This window comes from Mesorhizobium sp. WSM1386, assembly GCF_055901595.1.
Window position 1 is genome coordinate 1,786,126 of the sequence record NZ_CM148373.1, and the last position, 17,226, is coordinate 1,803,351.

At 63.1% G+C, this 17,226-nt stretch carries 21 protein-coding genes; 5 read left to right on the top strand and 16 right to left on the bottom strand.

From position 1 onward, the window contains the following. Positions 1 to 237: 237 nt before the first annotated feature. A complete protein-coding gene (locus AC0NIH_RS08745; RefSeq protein ID WP_473463862.1) occupies positions 238 to 1,179 on the top strand; it encodes a nucleoside hydrolase in 942 nt (313 codons plus the stop codon). Between the two features lie 44 nt (positions 1,180 to 1,223). After that, positions 1,224 to 1,547: a hypothetical protein gene (locus AC0NIH_RS08750; protein ID WP_473463865.1), complete on the top strand. Its 324-nt coding sequence runs from the start codon at positions 1,224 to 1,226 to the stop codon at positions 1,545 to 1,547. Positions 1,548 to 1,633: 86 nt separating this feature from the next. Here the strand turns inward: AC0NIH_RS08750 and AC0NIH_RS08755 are convergent, their stop codons facing one another. From AC0NIH_RS08755 to AC0NIH_RS08795, 9 genes are all read right to left on the bottom strand, one after another. Continuing rightward, entirely contained in the window at positions 1,634 to 1,957 is a 324-nt protein-coding gene (locus AC0NIH_RS08755; RefSeq protein ID WP_023779272.1) for a hypothetical protein, read from the bottom strand. A 103-nt stretch (positions 1,958 to 2,060) separates the two neighbouring features. Next, complete coding sequence (locus tag AC0NIH_RS08760) at positions 2,061 to 2,675, bottom strand: LysE family translocator (protein ID WP_473463868.1); 615 nt, start codon at positions 2,673 to 2,675, stop codon at positions 2,061 to 2,063. A 115-nt stretch (positions 2,676 to 2,790) separates the two neighbouring features. Next, positions 2,791 to 4,239: an amidase gene (locus AC0NIH_RS08765; RefSeq protein ID WP_473463870.1), complete on the bottom strand. Its 1,449-nt coding sequence runs from the start codon at positions 4,237 to 4,239 to the stop codon at positions 2,791 to 2,793. Position 4,240: 1 nt separating this feature from the next. Continuing rightward, positions 4,241 to 5,146 (bottom strand): ribokinase, encoded by a 906-nt coding sequence (locus AC0NIH_RS08770; protein WP_352712451.1) that lies wholly within the window; start codon positions 5,144 to 5,146, stop codon positions 4,241 to 4,243. Between the two features lie 153 nt (positions 5,147 to 5,299). Then, positions 5,300 to 5,779, bottom strand: coding sequence for a hypothetical protein (locus AC0NIH_RS08775; protein WP_473463873.1), 480 nt, complete (start codon positions 5,777 to 5,779; stop codon positions 5,300 to 5,302). After that, entirely contained in the window at positions 5,754 to 6,269 is a 516-nt protein-coding gene (locus AC0NIH_RS08780; protein ID WP_473463875.1) for a hypothetical protein, read from the bottom strand. Before AC0NIH_RS08780 ends, AC0NIH_RS08775 begins: the two co-directional genes overlap by 26 nt. Then, positions 6,236 to 6,628: a hypothetical protein gene (locus tag AC0NIH_RS08785; RefSeq protein ID WP_023768787.1), complete on the bottom strand. Its 393-nt coding sequence runs from the start codon at positions 6,626 to 6,628 to the stop codon at positions 6,236 to 6,238. Before AC0NIH_RS08785 ends, AC0NIH_RS08780 begins: the two co-directional genes overlap by 34 nt. 20 nt (positions 6,629 to 6,648) lie before the next feature. Then, on the bottom strand, positions 6,649 to 7,119 hold the full coding sequence (locus tag AC0NIH_RS08790; protein WP_023779278.1) for a hypothetical protein: 471 nt from the start codon (positions 7,117 to 7,119) through the stop codon (positions 6,649 to 6,651). Positions 7,120 to 7,339: 220 nt separating this feature from the next. After that, on the bottom strand, positions 7,340 to 8,218 hold the full coding sequence (locus AC0NIH_RS08795) for a methylated-DNA--[protein]-cysteine S-methyltransferase (RefSeq protein ID WP_473463878.1): 879 nt from the start codon (positions 8,216 to 8,218) through the stop codon (positions 7,340 to 7,342). Positions 8,219 to 8,333: 115 nt separating this feature from the next. On the opposite strand from AC0NIH_RS08795, the gene AC0NIH_RS08800 reads away from it, so the two are divergent. Beyond that, on the top strand, positions 8,334 to 9,149 hold the full coding sequence (locus AC0NIH_RS08800) for a class I SAM-dependent methyltransferase (RefSeq protein ID WP_473463881.1): 816 nt from the start codon (positions 8,334 to 8,336) through the stop codon (positions 9,147 to 9,149). A 59-nt stretch (positions 9,150 to 9,208) separates the two neighbouring features. Here the strand turns inward: AC0NIH_RS08800 and AC0NIH_RS08805 are convergent, their stop codons facing one another. Further along, entirely contained in the window at positions 9,209 to 9,703 is a 495-nt protein-coding gene (locus tag AC0NIH_RS08805; protein ID WP_473463883.1) for a DUF2244 domain-containing protein, read from the bottom strand. Positions 9,704 to 9,725: 22 nt separating this feature from the next. Here AC0NIH_RS08805 and nth point away from each other — a divergent pair, with 22 nt between their 5' ends. Then, positions 9,726 to 10,526, top strand: coding sequence for an endonuclease III (gene nth, locus AC0NIH_RS08810; protein WP_473463886.1), 801 nt, complete (start codon positions 9,726 to 9,728; stop codon positions 10,524 to 10,526). Here the strand turns inward: nth and AC0NIH_RS08815 are convergent. Then, positions 10,523 to 10,978 carry a DUF2214 family protein gene (locus AC0NIH_RS08815; RefSeq protein WP_023768781.1) on the bottom strand — a complete coding sequence of 152 codons (456 nt, stop codon included), beginning with the start codon at positions 10,976 to 10,978 and terminating at the stop codon, positions 10,523 to 10,525. The two genes, nth and AC0NIH_RS08815, sit on opposite strands and share 4 nt — an antisense overlap. Before the next feature lie 218 nt (positions 10,979 to 11,196). Here AC0NIH_RS08815 and AC0NIH_RS08820 point away from each other — a divergent pair, with 218 nt between their 5' ends. After that, positions 11,197 to 11,730, top strand: a complete 534-nt coding sequence (locus tag AC0NIH_RS08820) for a GNAT family N-acetyltransferase (RefSeq protein ID WP_023768780.1) — start codon at positions 11,197 to 11,199, stop codon at positions 11,728 to 11,730. A 244-nt stretch (positions 11,731 to 11,974) separates the two neighbouring features. Here the strand turns inward: AC0NIH_RS08820 and AC0NIH_RS08825 are convergent, their stop codons facing one another. The 5 genes from AC0NIH_RS08825 to ubiE form a co-directional block, all read right to left on the bottom strand. Continuing rightward, positions 11,975 to 12,451, bottom strand: coding sequence for an NUDIX hydrolase (locus AC0NIH_RS08825; protein ID WP_473463889.1), 477 nt, complete (start codon positions 12,449 to 12,451; stop codon positions 11,975 to 11,977). A 128-nt stretch (positions 12,452 to 12,579) separates the two neighbouring features. Beyond that, entirely contained in the window at positions 12,580 to 12,888 is a 309-nt protein-coding gene (locus tag AC0NIH_RS08830) for a hypothetical protein (RefSeq protein ID WP_224730209.1), read from the bottom strand. A 287-nt stretch (positions 12,889 to 13,175) separates the two neighbouring features. Beyond that, on the bottom strand, positions 13,176 to 14,627 hold the full coding sequence (gene coaBC / locus AC0NIH_RS08835; RefSeq protein WP_473463891.1) for a bifunctional phosphopantothenoylcysteine decarboxylase/phosphopantothenate--cysteine ligase CoaBC: 1,452 nt from the start codon (positions 14,625 to 14,627) through the stop codon (positions 13,176 to 13,178). 78 nt (positions 14,628 to 14,705) lie between these two features. Next, positions 14,706 to 16,280: a 2-polyprenylphenol 6-hydroxylase gene (gene ubiB, locus AC0NIH_RS08840; RefSeq protein ID WP_473463894.1), complete on the bottom strand. Its 1,575-nt coding sequence runs from the start codon at positions 16,278 to 16,280 to the stop codon at positions 14,706 to 14,708. A 70-nt stretch (positions 16,281 to 16,350) separates the two neighbouring features. Further along, a complete protein-coding gene (gene ubiE / locus AC0NIH_RS08845; RefSeq protein ID WP_473463896.1) occupies positions 16,351 to 17,127 on the bottom strand; it encodes a bifunctional demethylmenaquinone methyltransferase/2-methoxy-6-polyprenyl-1,4-benzoquinol methylase UbiE in 777 nt (258 codons plus the stop codon). Positions 17,128 to 17,226: the final 99 nt, after the last annotated feature.

A 17,226-nucleotide genomic window follows, 5' to 3' on the forward strand; every position in this document is an offset into this window, starting at 1 on the left:
TGATATGGTCCGGCCCACGACCAAGTTCAAGCCGTCAAAAGACCCGCCCAAAAAGACCAGGCCTTGGACTCACAGGAATAATCGACATGGCGCTTGAAACGACGCGCGGATGCAAGGAGAAGCGCTGGGGTCGGGATCGTTCCCGGTCGAGCGGTTCGGCAGTTTGCAGACGTTTCGGCGTCCTTCGGGCGCGTGATCGACCCGGTGAGCTCACGGCCAGCCAAACAAGGAATTGAAATGCCGCAACCACGCAAGATCATCATCGACACCGACCCCGGCCAGGACGATGCCGTCGCCATTCTGCTGGCGCTTGGCAGCCCCGAACTGGAGATCGTCGGCATATCCGCCGTCGCCGGCAACGTGCCGCTGAAGCTTACCGAAAAGAATGCCCGCAAGATCTGCGAACTGGCCGGTCGACCCGACATCAAGGTCTATGCCGGCGCCATCCGTCCGCTGGCGCGCGAACTGGTCACCGCCGAGGCAGTGCATGGCAAGACCGGCCTCAACGGGCCGCAATTGCCCGAACCGACGATGAAGCTGCAGGAGCAGTATGCCGTCGACTTCATCGTCGAGACGCTGATGAAGGAAGACAGTGGCACCATCACGCTCTGCGCGCTCGGACCGCTCACCAATATCGCGCTGGCGCTGATCCGCGAACCGCGGATCGCGCCGCGCATCAAGGAAATCGTGCTGATGGGCGGCGGCTTTTTCGAAGGCGGCAACGTCACCCCGACGGCCGAATTCAACATCTACGTCGATCCGCAGGCGGCCGACCTGGTGTTCAAGTCCGGCATTCCGATCGTGATGATGCCGCTCGACGTCACCCACAAGGCGCTGACCACAGCCAAGCGCACGCAGGCCTTCCGCAAACTCGGCACCAAGGTCGGCATTGCCGCCGCCGAGATGCTGGAATTCTTCGAACGCTTCGACGAGGAGAAATACGGCACCGACGGCGGCCCGCTGCACGATCCCTGCGTCATCGCCTATCTGCTGAAGCCGGATCTGTTCAAGGGCCGCAACTGCAACGTCAGCGTGGAAACCGTTTCGGAGCTGACCATGGGCATGACCGTCATCGACTGGTGGGGCGTCACCAATCGGGAAAAGAACGCCATGGTGATGCGCGACATCGACCATGACGAGTTTTTCGCGCTGCTGGTGGAAAGGTTGGGGCGGCTTTAGGGGCCGTCTCTTCACCCGTTTGGCAATCGATAGGTGTCGGCGCCATGCTTGTGGTGCTGCCGCTCGATCGATACTTCCGACCCGATCATGCGTGGCGCATCCAATTCGCCGTCGACAAACACGAGTTCGGCGGTGTCCGCGAGGCGGACTTCATATCTGTAGTGAAACCCTTGGCCGACAGCAATTTTTGGATTGAGGGGCATCGTCGTGCTGTATTCGACGATGCCCCTCACCAGCTGTGTGCCGACAACGGGGTCGGCTTGCCTCATCATGGCAGGGATCAAAAGCCCAAGAGCGAGAGCGCAAAACATAGCTACGCCAACGGCTGCTTCACCAAATTCATCCCAGCAAAAGCAGGCGATTTCTAAAAGAAAACTGGGACGTTCCCATGTCCAACAGATAAGTGGGCTCTCGATTTTACTTCAAGGGGACTTTTAAAATTAATCCCGAAGCTTCAGTTCGAAAACCGGTAAGATACCGAGCCATTGTTTCGGGTAACGCGCTCAATCCTGGCGTTCGAGCCAATCAGGTGCGGCTGCTCATCGTCGACGAACACGAGCGAGTTGTCGTTGAGGGACAGCGCGTAAGTGGGGCCGTTATTCTTGGCCCAATAGACGCTCTTGATCGTTCCATTGATCGCAACAACCGACCGGATCAAACTTGCGTCATTCGCCGACTTGTTAAGCGCCGACACAGCCATTATCGCAAATAAACCGCCGAATAGGATCACGCCAGGCGCATTCCTCTTCAAACCTTCATACGTCCACGACATAGACATGAATCCCTCAATGCCGATTCATGTGGTGGCAGGAGAACAGACTTTCAATCAGCCGTCACCCTGTTCCCGGCGATGGTAGTTCGACTGTCGCCGGCTTCTGCCGTTACTTCGACCGTGAAAATGCCAGCCACAGGCCGCCGCCGACCAGGAAGCTGCCGCTGATCCTGGACATGAGCTTGATACGGCTGGCCGACAGCAGGCGCCCGGCGCGGCCGGCGGCGAGCGCATAGGACGAATCCGAGAAGGCGGCGAAGATCATGGCGGTGAGGCCCATGACGACGATCTGCAGCGAATAATTGCCTTGCGGGGCGATGAACTGCGGGAAGAAAGCGCCGAAGAACACCAGCGTCTTGGGATTGCTCAGCGCCACCAGCAGGCCCTGCAGGAAGAAGCCGCCGCGCGGCTTTCGCGCCGTTCCGTCGGCATTCAGCGTGCCCTTGGAGCGGAACATCTGCACGCCCATCCAGATCAGGTAGGCGGCGCCGATCAGCCTGACCCATTCGAACCAGTGGCCCATGCCCGCGATCAGTGTGTTGAGGCCGATGCCGACGATGGCGATCATGATGGCAAGCCCGGCCTGCGTGCCGGCGACATTGGCAAGGCCCGCGCGGGAGCCGTGGCGGATGCTGTTGGCGATGATCAACGTGACGGTCGGACCGGGCACAAGGATGATCACGATGCAGGCGAGGACATAGGCGGCGTAGAGTTCCAGCGACATGGATTTTTTCCCTTGGAATGCCGCCGATGCGGTGCGGCTGGCGGCAATCAATGCATGGCGGCGATAGCGATGCAAGCCGGCGCGCGAGGCGTTGCTACACGCCGAAGCGCCCGGGTCAGGCGCCGGCCTGCCAGGGCAGTATCGCCTCATAGGCCGCCGCCGCCTGGAGCACGGCGAGGTCGCCGCGCGGCCGGCCGATCAGCTGCATGCCCATTGGTCGGCCCTTGTCGTCGAAGCCAATGGGCACGTTGACCGCCGGGCAGCCGCCCAGCGTGGCGAAGGCCGAAACCTGCATCCAGCGATGATAGCTGTCCATCGCCCGGCCGGCGACCTCGCGCGGCCAGTGCCTGCCGACGTCGAAGGGAAAGACCTGCGCGGTCGGCAGCGCGATGAGATCGAAGCGGTCGAAGATCGACAGCAGCATCCGATGCCAGGACGTGCGGATGACCGATGCCGCGCGGATCTGCGGTGCCGTCAGCCGCATTGCGTTTTCCACCTCCCAGATGGCTTCCGGCTTCAGCAGGCCGCGCCTGGAAGGGTCGTCATAGTGTATTTTGAGCGCACAGCCGCTGCTGGCCTGGCGCAGCATCACGAAGGCCTGCCACAGCCCCTCCAAATCGAAATCCGGCTTGAAGGGGTCGGCCAGGAAGGATGCTTCCGCGAACCGGCCGAGTGCCGCCTCGCACAGGTCGAGGATGCCCGGTTCGACCGGCAGATGCCCGCCGAGATCGCCGAACCAGGCGACGCGGCCGCCTTTCGCCGGCGTTCCAAGCCCTTCGAGGAACGAGCCTTGCTTCTCATAGGACAAGGGCGCATGCGGATGGTAACCCGCCTGCACGTCGAGCAGCAGCGCCATGTCGGCGACATTGCGGCCCATCGGCCCGTCAACGCCCATCTGTGCGTGGAAGACCTCGAGGTCCGGCCCGCCGGGGACAAGCCCCTGCGACGGGCGGAAGCCGTAGACGTTGTTCCAGGCCGCCGGATTGCGCAGCGAGCCGCCGAAATCGCTGCCGTCGGCGACGGGCACCATGTCGAGCGCCAGCGCCACCGCCGCGCCGCCGCTCGATCCGCCGGCGGTGAGCGCCGGATCGAAAGCGTTCAGCGTCGGCCCGAATACGGGGTTGTAGGTGTTCGAGCCGAGCCCGAATTCGGGGACATTGGTCTTGCCGATGATGATGGCGCCGGCGTCGCGGATGCGCTCGACGAAGAAATCGTCTTCCTGCGGCACGAAATCGGCGAAGATCGGCGAGCCGAAGGAGGTTCTGAGGCCGGTGGTCGAGGCGAGGTCCTTGATGGCGATCGGCAGGCCGAAGAGCGGGCCTGTTTCGCCCTCCCGGCGGCGGCTATCGGCTGCATCGGCCTCGCGCAGGATGTCGCCACGGTCGCGCAAGGAGACGATGGCGTTGACCAGCGGATTGACCGTTTCGATGCGGTCGAGGAAGGCCGTCACCACCTCGCGTACCGACAGTTTCTTGCGGCGGATCGCGTCGGCAATCTCGATAGCGGACAAGCGACAGATATCACCGGCCGGCGGCACGGCATGTTTCGTCTGGGGACGCAGCATCTCAGCGCTTTTCCTGCAAAGCCTGATCGACATCCCCAGCCCGAGGGATTGACGGCTGGGCGCCGGGCTTCAAGCAGGCCAGCGAGCCGGCCGCACCGGCGCGTGCCAATGCCTCCTCGAGCGCGAGACCGGACGACAGGCCAGCGGCGAAGTAACCGCAGAACGTGTCGCCTGCGCCGACCGTGTCGACAGGCGTGATCTTCATGGCCGAAACGGTCAGGAAGCCGCTCGGCGTCGCCGCCATGACGCCGTCGCCGCCGAGCGTGACGACGATGGTGCGGCCAGTTTTCACCGAGAAGTCACGCATGCGTGCCGCCCGGTCGCGGCCGCTCAGCTTCAACGCTTCGCCATAGAGGTCGAACTCGGTCTCGTTGGCGATCGCGTAGTCGGCCTTGCCGAGGAAAGCCGCTGCTTCGCCCTGGAAGGGCGCCGTGTTGAGCACGGTGATGGCGCCGGCCGCCCTAGCCTGGTCGAGTGCCGCATCCACGGTCGCCAGCGGGATCTCGTGCTGCAAAAGCACGACGTCGCCCTTTTTCAGAAAGGCCTTGGAGAGGTCGCCGGGCAGGACGGAAGCGTTGGCCCCCGGCACCACGGCGATGATGTTCTCGCCGTCATCGCCGACCATGACCAGCGCCGTACCCGTCGAGGCAAAGGTTTCGGCGACGCCGGACAGGTCGACCTTGCCGTCGCGCAGCAGTGCCAGCGCCTCCGCGGCGAAGCTGTCCTTGCCAACGGCGCCCACCATGCGCACTTGGCCACCGGCGCGCGCGGCGGCCAGCGCCTGATTAGCGCCCTTACCGCCTGGCGCGGTGGCGAAACTCGAGCCGCTCACTGTCTCGCCAGGGCTCGGCAATCGGTCGACATTGGCGATAAGATCGAGGTTGATCGAGCCGACAACGATAATCAAGCAAGGCCTCCTGCCGGTACAAATTCAAGATGCCGGAGCGTCGCTTGCGCATCCTGCCGACGCACGTCGCCCCACTCGCGCGGGAAGCTAGCCTGTAAGGCCGCGGCTTGCCAGACCACGCGAGTGGTCCAGCCGGACTTGTCCTGCCGGAGCCTATTCGCAGCGCACGGTGACCGTACCCTGATAGCTGCCGGCAGGAAAGATTCCACTCGACTTGGTGGCGGTGAGGTCGACTTGCAAGCCGTGCGTTCCGTTGACGACCCTCTGCGCCACGCTGCCGGGGTTGTCGACCCCAGCACCATCCAGGCGGAAGACCGAGGCGAAGGTCACGTTGGTGCCGCCGCCGCTCGGCGCGGACGAGAATGCGGCAGGCGCCGGGGCCGAAACGGAATAGCAGTCCAGCAGATTGAACAGGGAGCACAGCAAGGAGCTTGCCACGATGGTGGCGCTGGCGCTCGATCCGCCGGCCTGCTTGGAACTCAGTATGCCGATGGCCGGATTGGCGGTCATCGTCCCCGATGCTCCGACCATGATGGTGCAAGTGCCAATGATAGCCGCCCGCGCCGGAAGGCAGAAGCCGACAAGTGCCATCGCCAGCAGCGCGCAGTTATTTTTTCTTCTTTTTCCTGCCATCGCCATTTCCGGTCCTGATGCTCCAGCCTTCATTGGCCCACCCAGGTGACGCGGCCGTGGGCGCGGCGGAGGCCACGCTCGCCGTCTGGCCGCCGTCGACATTGACGCCCATCTTCAACAGCTTCAGTTCCATTTGCAGGCGCTGCACCTCGAGTTCATAGAGCCGGCTGCAGTCGAGACGCTTCGGCGTCCGGCCGATCGGGATCACGACCCGGCCATAGGTGGCGACGTCATTGTTCGACTGGCTGTTGCCTCTGATGACGCCGAGATCGAGATAGGCGCCGCTTCCCGAAACCGCCGAGCGGCAAGTGGTGCCGTCAGCGGCATGAACCTCGTCCTGGCCCTGGGGCAAGGTGACGCCGGGCAGGTTGAAGCCGCTCTCGTTCTGGTTGAGGTTGTAGACATCCTCGGCCAGAGCAGGCGCGGCGCTTGCCGAGGCAACCGCGAGTGCCAGCGTCAGGACTTGCGATGTCCAAAGAACTTTCCGCATATCTGTGCCTTTATCTGGGTCTGCTGATTGGGAAAGGGAATGCTTTCGGTACAGATACGCACTTTACGGTCGGGGGCGCCGTCGAAGGGGACGACCACAAGGACGGGACGGGAAGCCTGCGAAGCCAGTTGGAAGACACTGGGAGAGATTTTGGCCTCCACCGGCTGAAAATCCTGATCGTAGACGTGGACTTCGATCTTGATCTTCTGGTCGTAGGGATTGGCCGGGAAGACGCGGACCGCGAAGACGTCAGTGAAACTGTTGACCTCCCCGCGCATCGGCGACATCGACTGAGCCGCCGCGGCAACAGGGATCAGGCCGACGGCCAGCGCCGTCGCCAAGGTTCCAGAAAAGGTCAAGGATGCCTCCTTCCCGAGGGCTATTCGCAGCGCACCGTCACCGTTGCCTGATAGCTTCCAGAGGCGAAGCGGTTGCTGCCGCCCTTGGTGCCGGCGAGGTGGACCGTGACGAGATCGGCACCGGGGGCGGTCAGGCTGGTGGCCGAGCCCGTCTCCGCTATCGTATGGGCACCGCTCGCCGAATAGGTTGGCGTCCAGGTGATGGCCGTGGTGTCGGCGGCCGGCACTGTGGTGATGGTGACCGGGTCGACGCTCAGCGACACACCTCCGGTGGTGGTGAGCGTGACCGTCCCCGCCGAGCCACCGCTGTTATGCGAGCTCAGCGACTGGAGATCGGGGCTCACCGTCATCGTGCCATTGGTGGCGACCACCAGCGTACAGGTCGCGGTGATCGTGCCGTTGAAAATGACATTCTGCGTCGTGGCCAACGCCGCCTGGTCCATACAGACGACCAACATGGCTGCACCGAAGGCAGCACGAAACAACTTCATCGAGACCTCCTACTAAGCCGGATTGCCCGAATTAATATAGGTCATCATCGCTTTATCGTGGTTAATTTAGGGTAAACTAAAATAGTTAGTTGAAGTACCTGTTGCGCAAACCCTGGGTTGTCGTAGGTTGTAAGGAAGAAAAACGCCGCAGAATTATTGTCGATATGTTCCGTTTATAAGGATATGTAGATTTATACGGCGGAAACTGGAAAATCGATATTCACGACGACACTTGCCCGGCCTCCCATCCAAGGATGGCGCGTTTGCGGGTCAGGCCCCAGTGATAGCCGGTGAGGTCGCCGGACTTGCCGATGGCGCGGTGGCAGGGAACCACGAAGGAGAGCGGATTGGCGCCGTTGGCGGCGCCGACCGCCCGGCTGGCGCTTGGCGCGCCTATGCTGGCGGCGATCGAGGAATAGGTGCGAGCCTTGCCCATCGGAATATTGAGCAGCGCCTCCCAGACACGAACCTGGAAGTCGGTACCAATCATGACGACATGCAGCGGCTGATCGGGACGCCACAGCGTCGGGTCGAAGATGCGCGCGGCGTAGGGGCCGGTCGCGGCCATGTCCTCGACATAGTTGGCGTTCGGCCAGCGGCTGGACATGTCGGCGAAGGCGGCGCGCTCCTCGCCCGGATCGCTGAAGGCAAGGCCGGCAAGCCCGCGGTCGGTGGCCATGATCAAGGCGGTGCCGAACGGCGAGGGGTGGTAGCCACAGCGAATGGTGAGGCCCGCGCCGCGCGTCTTGTAGTCGCCCGGCGACATCGCCTCATGGGTGACGAACAGGTCATGCAGCCGGCCGGGGCCGGACATGCCCAGTTCGAACGAGGTTTCGAGCAGCGGCATGCCGGAATCGAGCAATCTGCGCGCATGGTCCAGCGTCACTGCCTGGAGGAACGCCTTGGGCGACAGGCCGGCCCAGCGGGTGAAGAGTTTTTGCAGGCCGGTCGGTGTCTCGCCAACCTCTTCGGCCAGTTCTTCCAGCGATGGCTGATCGCGGTAGTCGAGGCTGATCTTCTCGATGGCGCGGCGCACAATCTCGTAGTCGCTGCCTTGCGGCGTGATGTCCCTCTCGAGGACTGCTGTGTGTGTGCTCATGGAAGCATCTCCTTGAGCCGGAATATCGCCCCTTGGGGCGCCGATCGCCACCCGAAACTTGCCTTCTTGCGGCGCATACCCAGATAGACACGCAATTTCGAACCACGAGGCACAGATGGCTGGCGAGAAAGTGCATCTGACCGGGGAAAGGGAAACCTTGCTGATGACGCTCTACGGCAAGGCGCTGGAGAGCCGGCTGCCCAATTCGCTGCTGGAGGACCATTTCGCCGACGAGGCGGTTGGCAAGATCGACTATGATTTTGCCAGGCTCAAGGTCGACGTCAATCTCGGCATTGGCCTGGCGATCCGAGCCAAGACGCTGGACGTCCACGTGCAGGATTTTCTGGCCAGAAACCCTGGCGCCATCGTGCTGCATCTTGGTTGCGGGCTCGATACGCGTGTCTTTCGGGTCGATCCACCATCAGGCGTGGACTGGTTCGACGTCGATTATCCCGAGGCCATCGAACTCAGGCGCAAACTCTACCCGTCACGCGATCGCCACCATCTGGTCGGTTCGTCGGTGACCCATCCCGATTGGCTGGCCGAAATGCCGCGCAACCGCGCGGCCATCGTCGTGGCGGAAGGGCTGACGCCCTATCTCCCGGCCGAAGAAGGGCCACGCCTGCTTTCGAGGCTTGTCTCCCATCTTGCCGGCGGCGAGTTGATATTCGACGCCTATAGCCGTTTCGGCCTGAAGCTGCTTCGCCTCAATCCGGCGATCAGGGCGACAGGCGCCGAGGTCCATTGGGCTATCGAGGATCCGCACGAGCTGGAACTGGCGGTTCCGAAGCTGCGGTTCGTCGAGGATATCCCGGCCTACAAGCCCGAACACGCTGCTCGCATGGGCTGGCCCGCCAAGCTGTTCGTTCGCCTCTGGAAGCACATTCCCGCATTGCGCAAGATCGGCAGGCTTTTGCGCTACAGGTTCTGAAGTACGTTGTTTGCCCCAATTCCCCAGGGAAAGCGCTGCGTACTTTCCGGGAATTGCTTCTAGCGCGTCTTGGCGGTCGCCAGCGCCCGCGAAAAGGCCGTCGCAAAAGTCTCGCGCGAATCGGGATCGAGAAAGCCGCCGATTGGTACGTTCTGGCCTTGTCCTTCGACCGTCATCCTGGTGATCCCGATCTCGGCATGTCGGGCGACCGAAAACCTTGCCCAGAGCGGATTGAAGCGATGCGCTTCCGATTTTCCGGAGGGTGCGGTCTTGCGGATGTCGAGGCTGGTGCGTGAGACCGACACCTCCTCGCAGGCGCGGGCAGCCCGATAGTTGACGCGGAAGGCGACGTAGACGGCGACCACGTCGAGGCCGAAGAAGCCGAACACCGGCCAGGCGCCGCGCGACAGGAAAAACGCGCCCGTCACCAGCCAGCCGAACAGCAGCGCTCCCATCAGCACGAAGAAGCCCGTCCTGCCCAGCGACCGGTGTGGGGTCAGCAGTGCCTGGAAGAATGGTTCGTCGGCCTGGAATGAGGCGTTTGTGTCGCTCATGACTGGATATTATAGGAAGGGAATGGCGAGCCCCAAGTCCAAAGAGTCTTCCATGCCCAAAAAAGAACTCGCGCCCGGCCGGCGTGACGGCTCGAACGCCAAACCACGCCCACGTCCGGCACGGGGTTCGTCGCGCTACAGCCCGGCGGAAGTGCACGAGATCTTCCGGCGCTTTTCCGTCCAGCGGCCGGAACCGAAGGGCGAACTCGAACATCTCAACGCCTTCACGCTGCTGGTCGCGGTGGTGCTGTCGGCGCAGGCGACGGATGCCGGCGTCAACAAGGCGACACGGGCCCTGTTCAAGGCCGCCGATACGCCGCAGAAGATGTTGGCGCTGGGTGAGGCCAAGGTCGGCGACCACATCAGAACCATCGGCCTGTGGCGCAACAAGGCCAAGAACGTCATCGCGCTGTCCGAAGCGCTGATCCGCGACCATGGCGGCGCGGTGCCTGACGACCGCGACGAGCTGGTCAAATTGCCCGGGGTCGGGCGCAAGACCGCCAATGTCGTGCTCAACATGGCCTTCGGCCAGCATACGATGGCGGTCGACACACATATTTTCCGGATCGGTAACCGGCTCGGGCTGGCGCCCGGCAAGACGCCGGAGCAGGTCGAGCAGGGGCTGCTAAGGATAATCCCGGACGAATACATGCGCCATGCACATCACTGGCTGATCCTGCATGGCCGCTATGTCTGCAAGGCGCGCAAGCCGGATTGCCCAGCCTGCGTCATCGCCGACATCTGCAAGGCGGAGGTGAAGACGACCGGCATTCCGGCCCCCCTGGTGCCGATCGCTCCGCTCGAAACGGTTGCCGCTGGTTAGTAGCCGTAGCCGCGCGCCATCGCCGCCGCGAAGACCGGGATCAGCAGGAAGACGAAGGCTTCGGCGCGGATATAGGTCTTGACCGAAGCCAGTTCGCTTGCTGGCACGGCGAAGGCTGGATTGGCGCTGGCCTGCCTGTTCCAGGAGATGAAACGGATGGTCGGGATGATCGACAGCAGGCCGACAACACCAAACGCCGCCATCTTGGCCCAGAACATCCAGTTGTAGACGTAGAATTCCCAACCCTTGAGGCTCCAGAAGACACGGCCGATGCCGACGATGATGATAAGCGCGGCGATGATGCCATAGTGGCGGTCGATGCCAGCGAGTCGCTTGAGCGTGGCGGCGGCGAGGTCGCCGCGGATCAGAACGAACTCGGCGCCGATGATGCCTGCAAGGGAAAACACCAGCAGATGATGGACGATGGCAAGCACAAGGTCGGTGGTGTCCATGCTCGTTCCCCTGGGTTTGACGACGGCCCAGTCCACGTCTGAAAAGATTGCCTAAAGGGTGCTCGAATCTGCCTGCCGGGAAAATAACACTCCCGGATAAAATTCCCGGAGCGAGCTTGTGTAGCGCCACGGCGCCCTGGATGATGGCGCGTGTCGCCCTGGCCCTTGCGCCGCAGCGGCGATTTGGTAAGCGCTGACGACCAGCGAGGCAGATCATCATGACCAATCCGCACGGCGTTCCGTTCATCGAGACGCAGCGAACCATCCTGCGGGCGCACCGGCTCGGCGATTTCGATGCCTATGTCGACATGTGGGCCGATCCGGTCGTCACCCGCTTCATCGGCGGCAAGCCACGCACGCGCGAGGAAAGCTGGATGCGCTTCCTGCGCCACGCTGGCCTGTGGTCGCTGCTGGGCTACGGCTTCTGGGCCATCGAGGAGAAGGCGACGGGCCGCTTCGTCGGCGAGGCCGGTTTTCACGACCTGAAGCGCAATATCCAGCCATCGATAGAGGGTATCCCGGAGGCCGGCTGGGCGCTGGCGCCGACGGTGCATGGCGCTGGCCTTGCCACCGAGGTCGTCGGCCGCGTGCTTTCATGGGGCGAAGAGACATTCGGGCGCACGAAAACCGTCTGCATCATCGATCCGGAGAATACCGCCTCATTGAACGTCGCGACGAAGTGCGGCTACCGGGAAGTGGTTCGGACAAGCTATCACGACGCCCCGACCGTCCTGCTGGAGCGGCAGCCTTAAAACCGGGATTGGAGACCTTGGCCCGCCTGCGGCGCAGCTTGCGCGCCTGATCGGCCCAAGGATCGGCGGTGTCGGCTGTGGCTGGAGCGCTTCTCGGGCCGAGCAGCACCGCCGAGGCATCGAAGGGCTGCGGCATGGCGATCCCATAGCCCTGGGCATAGTCGACGCCGATCGCCGGCAGAGCGGCTGCGATGCCGTCGCTTTCGACGACCTCGGCGATGGTGCGCTTGCCCATGGCCTTGCCTCAGGCTGCGTCGACCGGCGCGGGCTCGGGAAGTTTCAAGGTCTTCACCAGCGTCGAGAGATCAGGTTCATCGATGAGCATCGCGGCGTCGGCCGGCGCCAGCCAGGCCCGCTGCCGCCGCTTGGCTTCCTGCCAGTCGGCAAGCTCTTCCGTCACTTCAAGCAGATAGACGATGACGTCGACGCGGACAAAACGGTTGGCCAGCCGCTTCCAGTAGGAATAGAGGCCCGCCGGTTGCTTCAGCGTCCTGCCGAGCACGCCGGCTTCCTCTTGCGCCTCGATGGTGGCCGCCTTGCGCCCGCTCTTGCCTTTCATAGGCCAGCCCTTGGGCACGATGAAGCGTCTCGTCGTTCTCGACGTGACCAGCATCACCTCGATGTCGCCGCGTGCGTTCAGCCGAAAGGGGATAGCCGCCACCTGGCGGATCCTCTCGCCTTTCTTGGCTTTGCGCACGGCCTTTTTCTTGGTGGCTGCCATTCGTAAAAATCCAGTCGGTGCAGTGCCCCATAGCGTGATGCGGCATCTTTGCAAAACCCAAACTGCCGCAGGGGCACTTGAAGGCCCCTACCATGTAAGTCGGCTAAATAAAAGAAGGTAGCCGCCTGTCAGCGGCAGGTGCTCACGGCGGTGTTGCCAATTATCTGCGTCTGACAGCTCGGCTTGACCCGCGGCACGACCGGCTGCGGCGGCTGGACGACCACGCGGTCCTGGGCACGATACTGTTGCTGCTGCTGCTGGAATTGCTGGCGCTGAACCCGGTTCTGCAAGGCCTGCAGGTCGTTCTGCTGGATCTGGGCATTGCCGTTGGCCGAGGGAATGACGATCTGCGCGGAAGCAGATTGACCAAAGCCCGCCAGGACCACAGCGGCTAGTAGCGCCGCGGCAATGGCCGCCGGTGTTCGACGCGCTGACATTCGCTCGTTCCTGCAAAAAATCCTGTTCATCCCTTGCATATAGGGCGTTTGTCCGGCGATGCCATGGCCGGCACATGGATCGCCCTGGATTGCCTTCGCGGCGGCGGAGAATCTGCCCGGCAACCCAGCAGCTGGCTCGAACCGCGGAACTCCTGTCCAATTGACGGAGCAGTTCACTGTGAACGGAACCGGTGAACTGCTCTAACTCTTTGTTTGGACCCAATTCCCAAGGGAAAGCGCTATGCGCTTTTCCCGGGAAAAACGTTTCACACTTTTCCTGGAAACGCCTACACGACGATCGTTTTCAACCGCTCGGCGATGAGGGCGGCGAGCCGTGCCGCCACCTCGTCCTTGGTCATCTCGGGCCATTCCTCGACGCCGGCCTCGGACACGATCCGCACCCGGTTGCGATCACCGCCCATCACGCCCGAAGCGCCGATGCCGCTTTCCTGCGACACATCGTTGGCGACGATGAAATCGGCGCCCTTCTTCGAAAGTTTGGCTTCGGCGTTGCGCAGGAGATCCTGGGTCTCGGCCGCGAAGCCGACGACAAGGCGGGGCCGCTGCTTGTGGTGGCCGACCCCTGCGAGGATGTCGGGGTTTTCGACCATGCGCAGTACCGGTGGCCCTTCGCCAGCCACCTTCTTGATCTTTTCATCGGCTGAATTTTCGGTGCGCCAGTCGGCGACGGCGGCGACGAACACCGCCGCGTCGGCGGGCAGGAGCTGTTCCACCGCGTCACGCATTTCATGTGCACGTTCGACATGGATGGTCGTCACGCCGGCGGGATCGGCGATGCCGACAGGACCGGAGACGAGGCGCACGTCGGCGCCAAGCCTTGCCAACGCGGCGGCGATCGCGTGGCCCTGCTTGCCGGACGAACGGTTGGCGATGTAGCGCACCGGGTCGATCGGCTCGTGCGTCGGGCCGGAGGTGACGATGATCTTGCGTCGCGCCAGCGGCTTGGGGCCGACATCGAGCAGCGCCTCGACGGCGGCCACGATCTCCAGCGGTTCGGCCATGCGGCCTTCGCCGGCCTCGTTGCTCTCGGCCATCTCGCCTTTGGCCGGGCCGACGAAGCCGACGCCGTCCTTGCCCAGCGTCGCGCGATTGCGGCGGGTAGCGGGGTGTGACCACATCCTGGGGTTCATGGCCGGCGCCATCAGCACCGGCTTGTCGGTGGCGATGAGCACTGTCGAGGCAAGATCGTTGGCATGGCCATTGGCGAGCTTTGCCATCAGGTCGGCGGTGGCGGGAGCGACCACCAAAAGGTCGGCTTCGCGCGACAGCCTGATGTGGCCGACATCGTGCTCGTCATTGCGGTCGAACAACTCGGTGAAGACATGATCGGCCGAGAGCGCGCCGACCGACAATGTGGTGACGAATTCCTGCGCCGCCGATGTCATGACCACGCGCACCGTGGCACCGCGCTCGCGCAGCCGGCGGATGAGATCGAGCGATTTGTAGGCGGCGATGCCACCGCCGATGATGAGCAGGATGCGTTTGCCGGAAAGGGCGCCGCGCGGCGACATCTTGCCTGCGGGGGCGGCAGCCGGGATCGCCGTGCCGTGCACGCTCGTCAGCTCGCGCAGGGTCTCTTCAGGCACGATCTGGCGGTCGACAGCGGCCCGGATCATCACCCGCGCCTGTTCTTCCATGGAACGGCTATTTTCCGCCGCAAGTCGGCGCAGCAGTTCCTTGACCTCATCGTCGAGATTGCGGATCGTGATGCTAGCCATATGATTGCACTTTGCCGAGATTGATCGATTGCAATGATATCAATGCAATCAAATGCTCGCAAGCTATGGCGCCAGAGCCTAAAAGATCTTCCAGGCGATATAGACCAGCGTCAGCGCGATCACCCACAGCGCGACACGGCCGGAGCGGCTGTAGCGCGCTTCAGCCTTGCCGATGGCGCGGGCGGTGTTCTCGTCGAAGCGCAGGCCGTGCTCGGCCATCAGGTCGATCTCGCGCGACAGCCGCTCGGTGCGCACTGCAAGCTCAGGCACCTGGCGAAGCAGCGCCAGCATCGCCTTGCCGCCGTCGCGCGCATCGGCCATCAGGCCACGCGGGCCGAGATTGCCTGATATCCAGCCGCCGACGACCGGTTCGGCCGTCTTCCACATGTTGAAGCCCGGATCGAGCGTACGCGCCACGCCCTCGACCACCACCATGGTCTTCTGCAGCAGGATCAGTTCAGGCCGTGTCGCCATGTCGAAGAGCTCGGTCACCTCGAACAGCAGCGTCAGAAGCTTGGCCATCGAAATCGTTTCGGCCGGCTGGCCATGGATCGGCTCTCCGATAGCGCGGATCGCCTGCGCGAAGGCCGAGACATTGTGCTGGCGCGGAACGTAGCCAGCCTCGAAATGGACTTCGGCAACGCGCAGATAGTCGCGCGTGATGAAGCCGTAGAGGATTTCCGCAAGAAAGCGGCGCTCCTTCTTGCCGAGCCGGCCGGCGATGCCGAGATCGACGGCGACGATGGTGCCGTTTGCTTCGACGAACAAATTGCCCGGATGCATATCGGCATGGAAGAAGCCGTCGCGCAACGTATGGCGCAGGAAGGACTGGATGAGATTGGTGGCGATCGCCTTGAGATCGTGGCCCGCCGCTTGAAGGCCTGCGATATCGTTCATCTTGACGCCGTCGACCCACTCCATGGTCAGCACATCGCGGCCGGTGCGCTCCCAGTCGACGGATGGCACGCGAAAACCAGGATCATTCCTGGTGCTTTCGCCGAGTTCCGAGAGTGCCGCCGCCTCGAGGCGCAGATCCATCTCGATCCTGGTGGTCTGCGCCAGCGTCTCGGTCACCTCCACCGGCCGCAGCCGGCGTGACGACGGGATGTATTTCTCCTGCAGGCGCGCGGCCAGAAAATAGCTTTCGAGGTCCTGGAAGAAGCGGCGGCGCACGCCCGGCCGGATCACCTTGACCGCCACCTTGGTCGCGACGCCAGCCTGGACGGTTTCAGCGGCATGGACCTGGGCGATCGAGGCAGCGGCGACCGGATCGCCGAATTGCGTGTAGAGATCGCCTATCTTGCGCCCGAGCGAAGCCTCGATGGCCGCGACCGCCTCGACCTTCGGGAAGGTGTGCATCTTGTCCTGCAGCATGGCGAGATCGAGCGCCATGTCGTTGCCGACGACGTCGGGCCGTGTCGCGAGGAACTGGCCGAGCTTGACATAGGATGGTCCGAGCCGGACCACTGCCTTGGCCAGCCGGTCACTGCGCTCATAGGCCAGCGCGCGGCGGCGGGTGAACAGCCGCGCCAGCCGCCAGCCGAGTTTCGGCAGGCCCGACAATTCCTCGCCCGGCAAGGCGGCAACGACGCCCTCGCGCACCAGCACCCAGCCGGCCCGCATGAGCCTGAAACCGGCGCCGACGCTGCTCATGGCTGCATACATCCTGTCGGTTCAAAGAACCGGCAGGGGCCATATCGAGAATGGGAAATGCGGTCGAACCTCAAAGCTTCCAGCCCGAATGCAATGCCGCGATGCCGCCGGAATAATTGCGGAAGGAAACACGGTCGAAGCCCGCGTGGGTGATCATGGAAGCAAAGTTTGCCTGATTGGGGAATTTCGCGATCGATTCGACCAGATAGGAATAAGGCTCGCCGTCGCCGGTGACCATCTTGCCGATCCTGGGAATGGCGTTGAAGGACCAGGCTCCGTAGACCTTGTCGAGCAGCGGCATCTCGACCTCGGAAAATTCCAGGCACAGGAAACGGCCGCCCGGCTTCAGCACGCGGAACGCTTCACCCAGAGCGACGTCGATATGCGGCACGTTGCGAATGCCGAAAGCGATGGTGTAGGCGTCGAAAGTGGCGTCGGCGAAAGGCAGTTCCTCGGCATTGGCCTCGACGAAGTCGGTGTTGCCGGACAGGCCTTTCTTCTGCGCCCTGTCGCGGCCGACAGCGAGCATCGAGCCATTGATGTCGAGCACGGTGGCATGTGCGTTGCCATGGCTTGCGTCGACGATGCGAAACGCGATGTCGCCGGTGCCGCCGGCCACGTCGAGCACCTTCCAGCCCACTCTTTTCGGAGGGTTCAGCCATGTCACCATGGCATCCTTCCACAGCCGGTGCAGGCCGCCCGACATCAGATCGTTCATCAGGTCGTAGCGGTTGGCCACCTTGTGGAAAACATCGTTGACCAGGGACTGCTTTTCGCCTTCCCCTACACGCTTGAAACCATAGGAGGTTTCCATGCCGCCCGCGGCCGTGGTTCTCTCAACTGACATTTTTTTGATCCGTCATAAAACCGGCGGGACCATAGCCGATCGATGGTGCGGGCGCTATTGTTTAAGGCGCGGTGTTCAGCCGCGCTTCCAGGTGCTGGT

Bases quoted from the DNA above. Each gene is read 5' to 3' on its own strand.
- AC0NIH_RS08745 (WP_473463862.1), top strand. From the start codon at position 238: ATGCCGCAACCACGCAAGATCATCATCGACACCGACCCCGGCCAGGAC.
- AC0NIH_RS08750 (WP_473463865.1), top strand. From the start codon at position 1,224: ATGCTTGTGGTGCTGCCGCTCGATCGATACTTCCGACCCGATCATGCG.
- AC0NIH_RS08755 (WP_023779272.1), bottom strand. From the start codon at position 1,957: ATGTCTATGTCGTGGACGTATGAAGGTTTGAAGAGGAATGCGCCTGGC.
- AC0NIH_RS08760 (WP_473463868.1), bottom strand. From the start codon at position 2,675: ATGTCGCTGGAACTCTACGCCGCCTATGTCCTCGCCTGCATCGTGATC.
- AC0NIH_RS08765 (WP_473463870.1), bottom strand. From the start codon at position 4,239: ATGCTGCGTCCCCAGACGAAACATGCCGTGCCGCCGGCCGGTGATATC.
- AC0NIH_RS08775 (WP_473463873.1), bottom strand. From the start codon at position 5,779: ATGGCAGGAAAAAGAAGAAAAAATAACTGCGCGCTGCTGGCGATGGCA.
- AC0NIH_RS08780 (WP_473463875.1), bottom strand. From the start codon at position 6,269: ATGCGGAAAGTTCTTTGGACATCGCAAGTCCTGACGCTGGCACTCGCG.
- AC0NIH_RS08790 (WP_023779278.1), bottom strand. From the start codon at position 7,119: ATGAAGTTGTTTCGTGCTGCCTTCGGTGCAGCCATGTTGGTCGTCTGT.
- AC0NIH_RS08795 (WP_473463878.1), bottom strand. From the start codon at position 8,218: ATGAGCACACACACAGCAGTCCTCGAGAGGGACATCACGCCGCAAGGC.
- AC0NIH_RS08800 (WP_473463881.1), top strand. From the start codon at position 8,334: ATGGCTGGCGAGAAAGTGCATCTGACCGGGGAAAGGGAAACCTTGCTG.
- AC0NIH_RS08805 (WP_473463883.1), bottom strand. From the start codon at position 9,703: ATGAGCGACACAAACGCCTCATTCCAGGCCGACGAACCATTCTTCCAG.
- nth (WP_473463886.1), top strand. From the start codon at position 9,726: ATGGCGAGCCCCAAGTCCAAAGAGTCTTCCATGCCCAAAAAAGAACTC.
- AC0NIH_RS08815 (WP_023768781.1), bottom strand. From the start codon at position 10,978: ATGGACACCACCGACCTTGTGCTTGCCATCGTCCATCATCTGCTGGTG.
- AC0NIH_RS08820 (WP_023768780.1), top strand. From the start codon at position 11,197: ATGACCAATCCGCACGGCGTTCCGTTCATCGAGACGCAGCGAACCATC.
- AC0NIH_RS08825 (WP_473463889.1), bottom strand. From the start codon at position 12,451: ATGGCAGCCACCAAGAAAAAGGCCGTGCGCAAAGCCAAGAAAGGCGAG.
- AC0NIH_RS08830 (WP_224730209.1), bottom strand. From the start codon at position 12,888: ATGTCAGCGCGTCGAACACCGGCGGCCATTGCCGCGGCGCTACTAGCC.
- coaBC (WP_473463891.1), bottom strand. From the start codon at position 14,627: ATGGCTAGCATCACGATCCGCAATCTCGACGATGAGGTCAAGGAACTG.
- ubiB (WP_473463894.1), bottom strand. From the start codon at position 16,280: ATGAGCAGCGTCGGCGCCGGTTTCAGGCTCATGCGGGCCGGCTGGGTG.
- ubiE (WP_473463896.1), bottom strand. From the start codon at position 17,127: ATGTCAGTTGAGAGAACCACGGCCGCGGGCGGCATGGAAACCTCCTAT.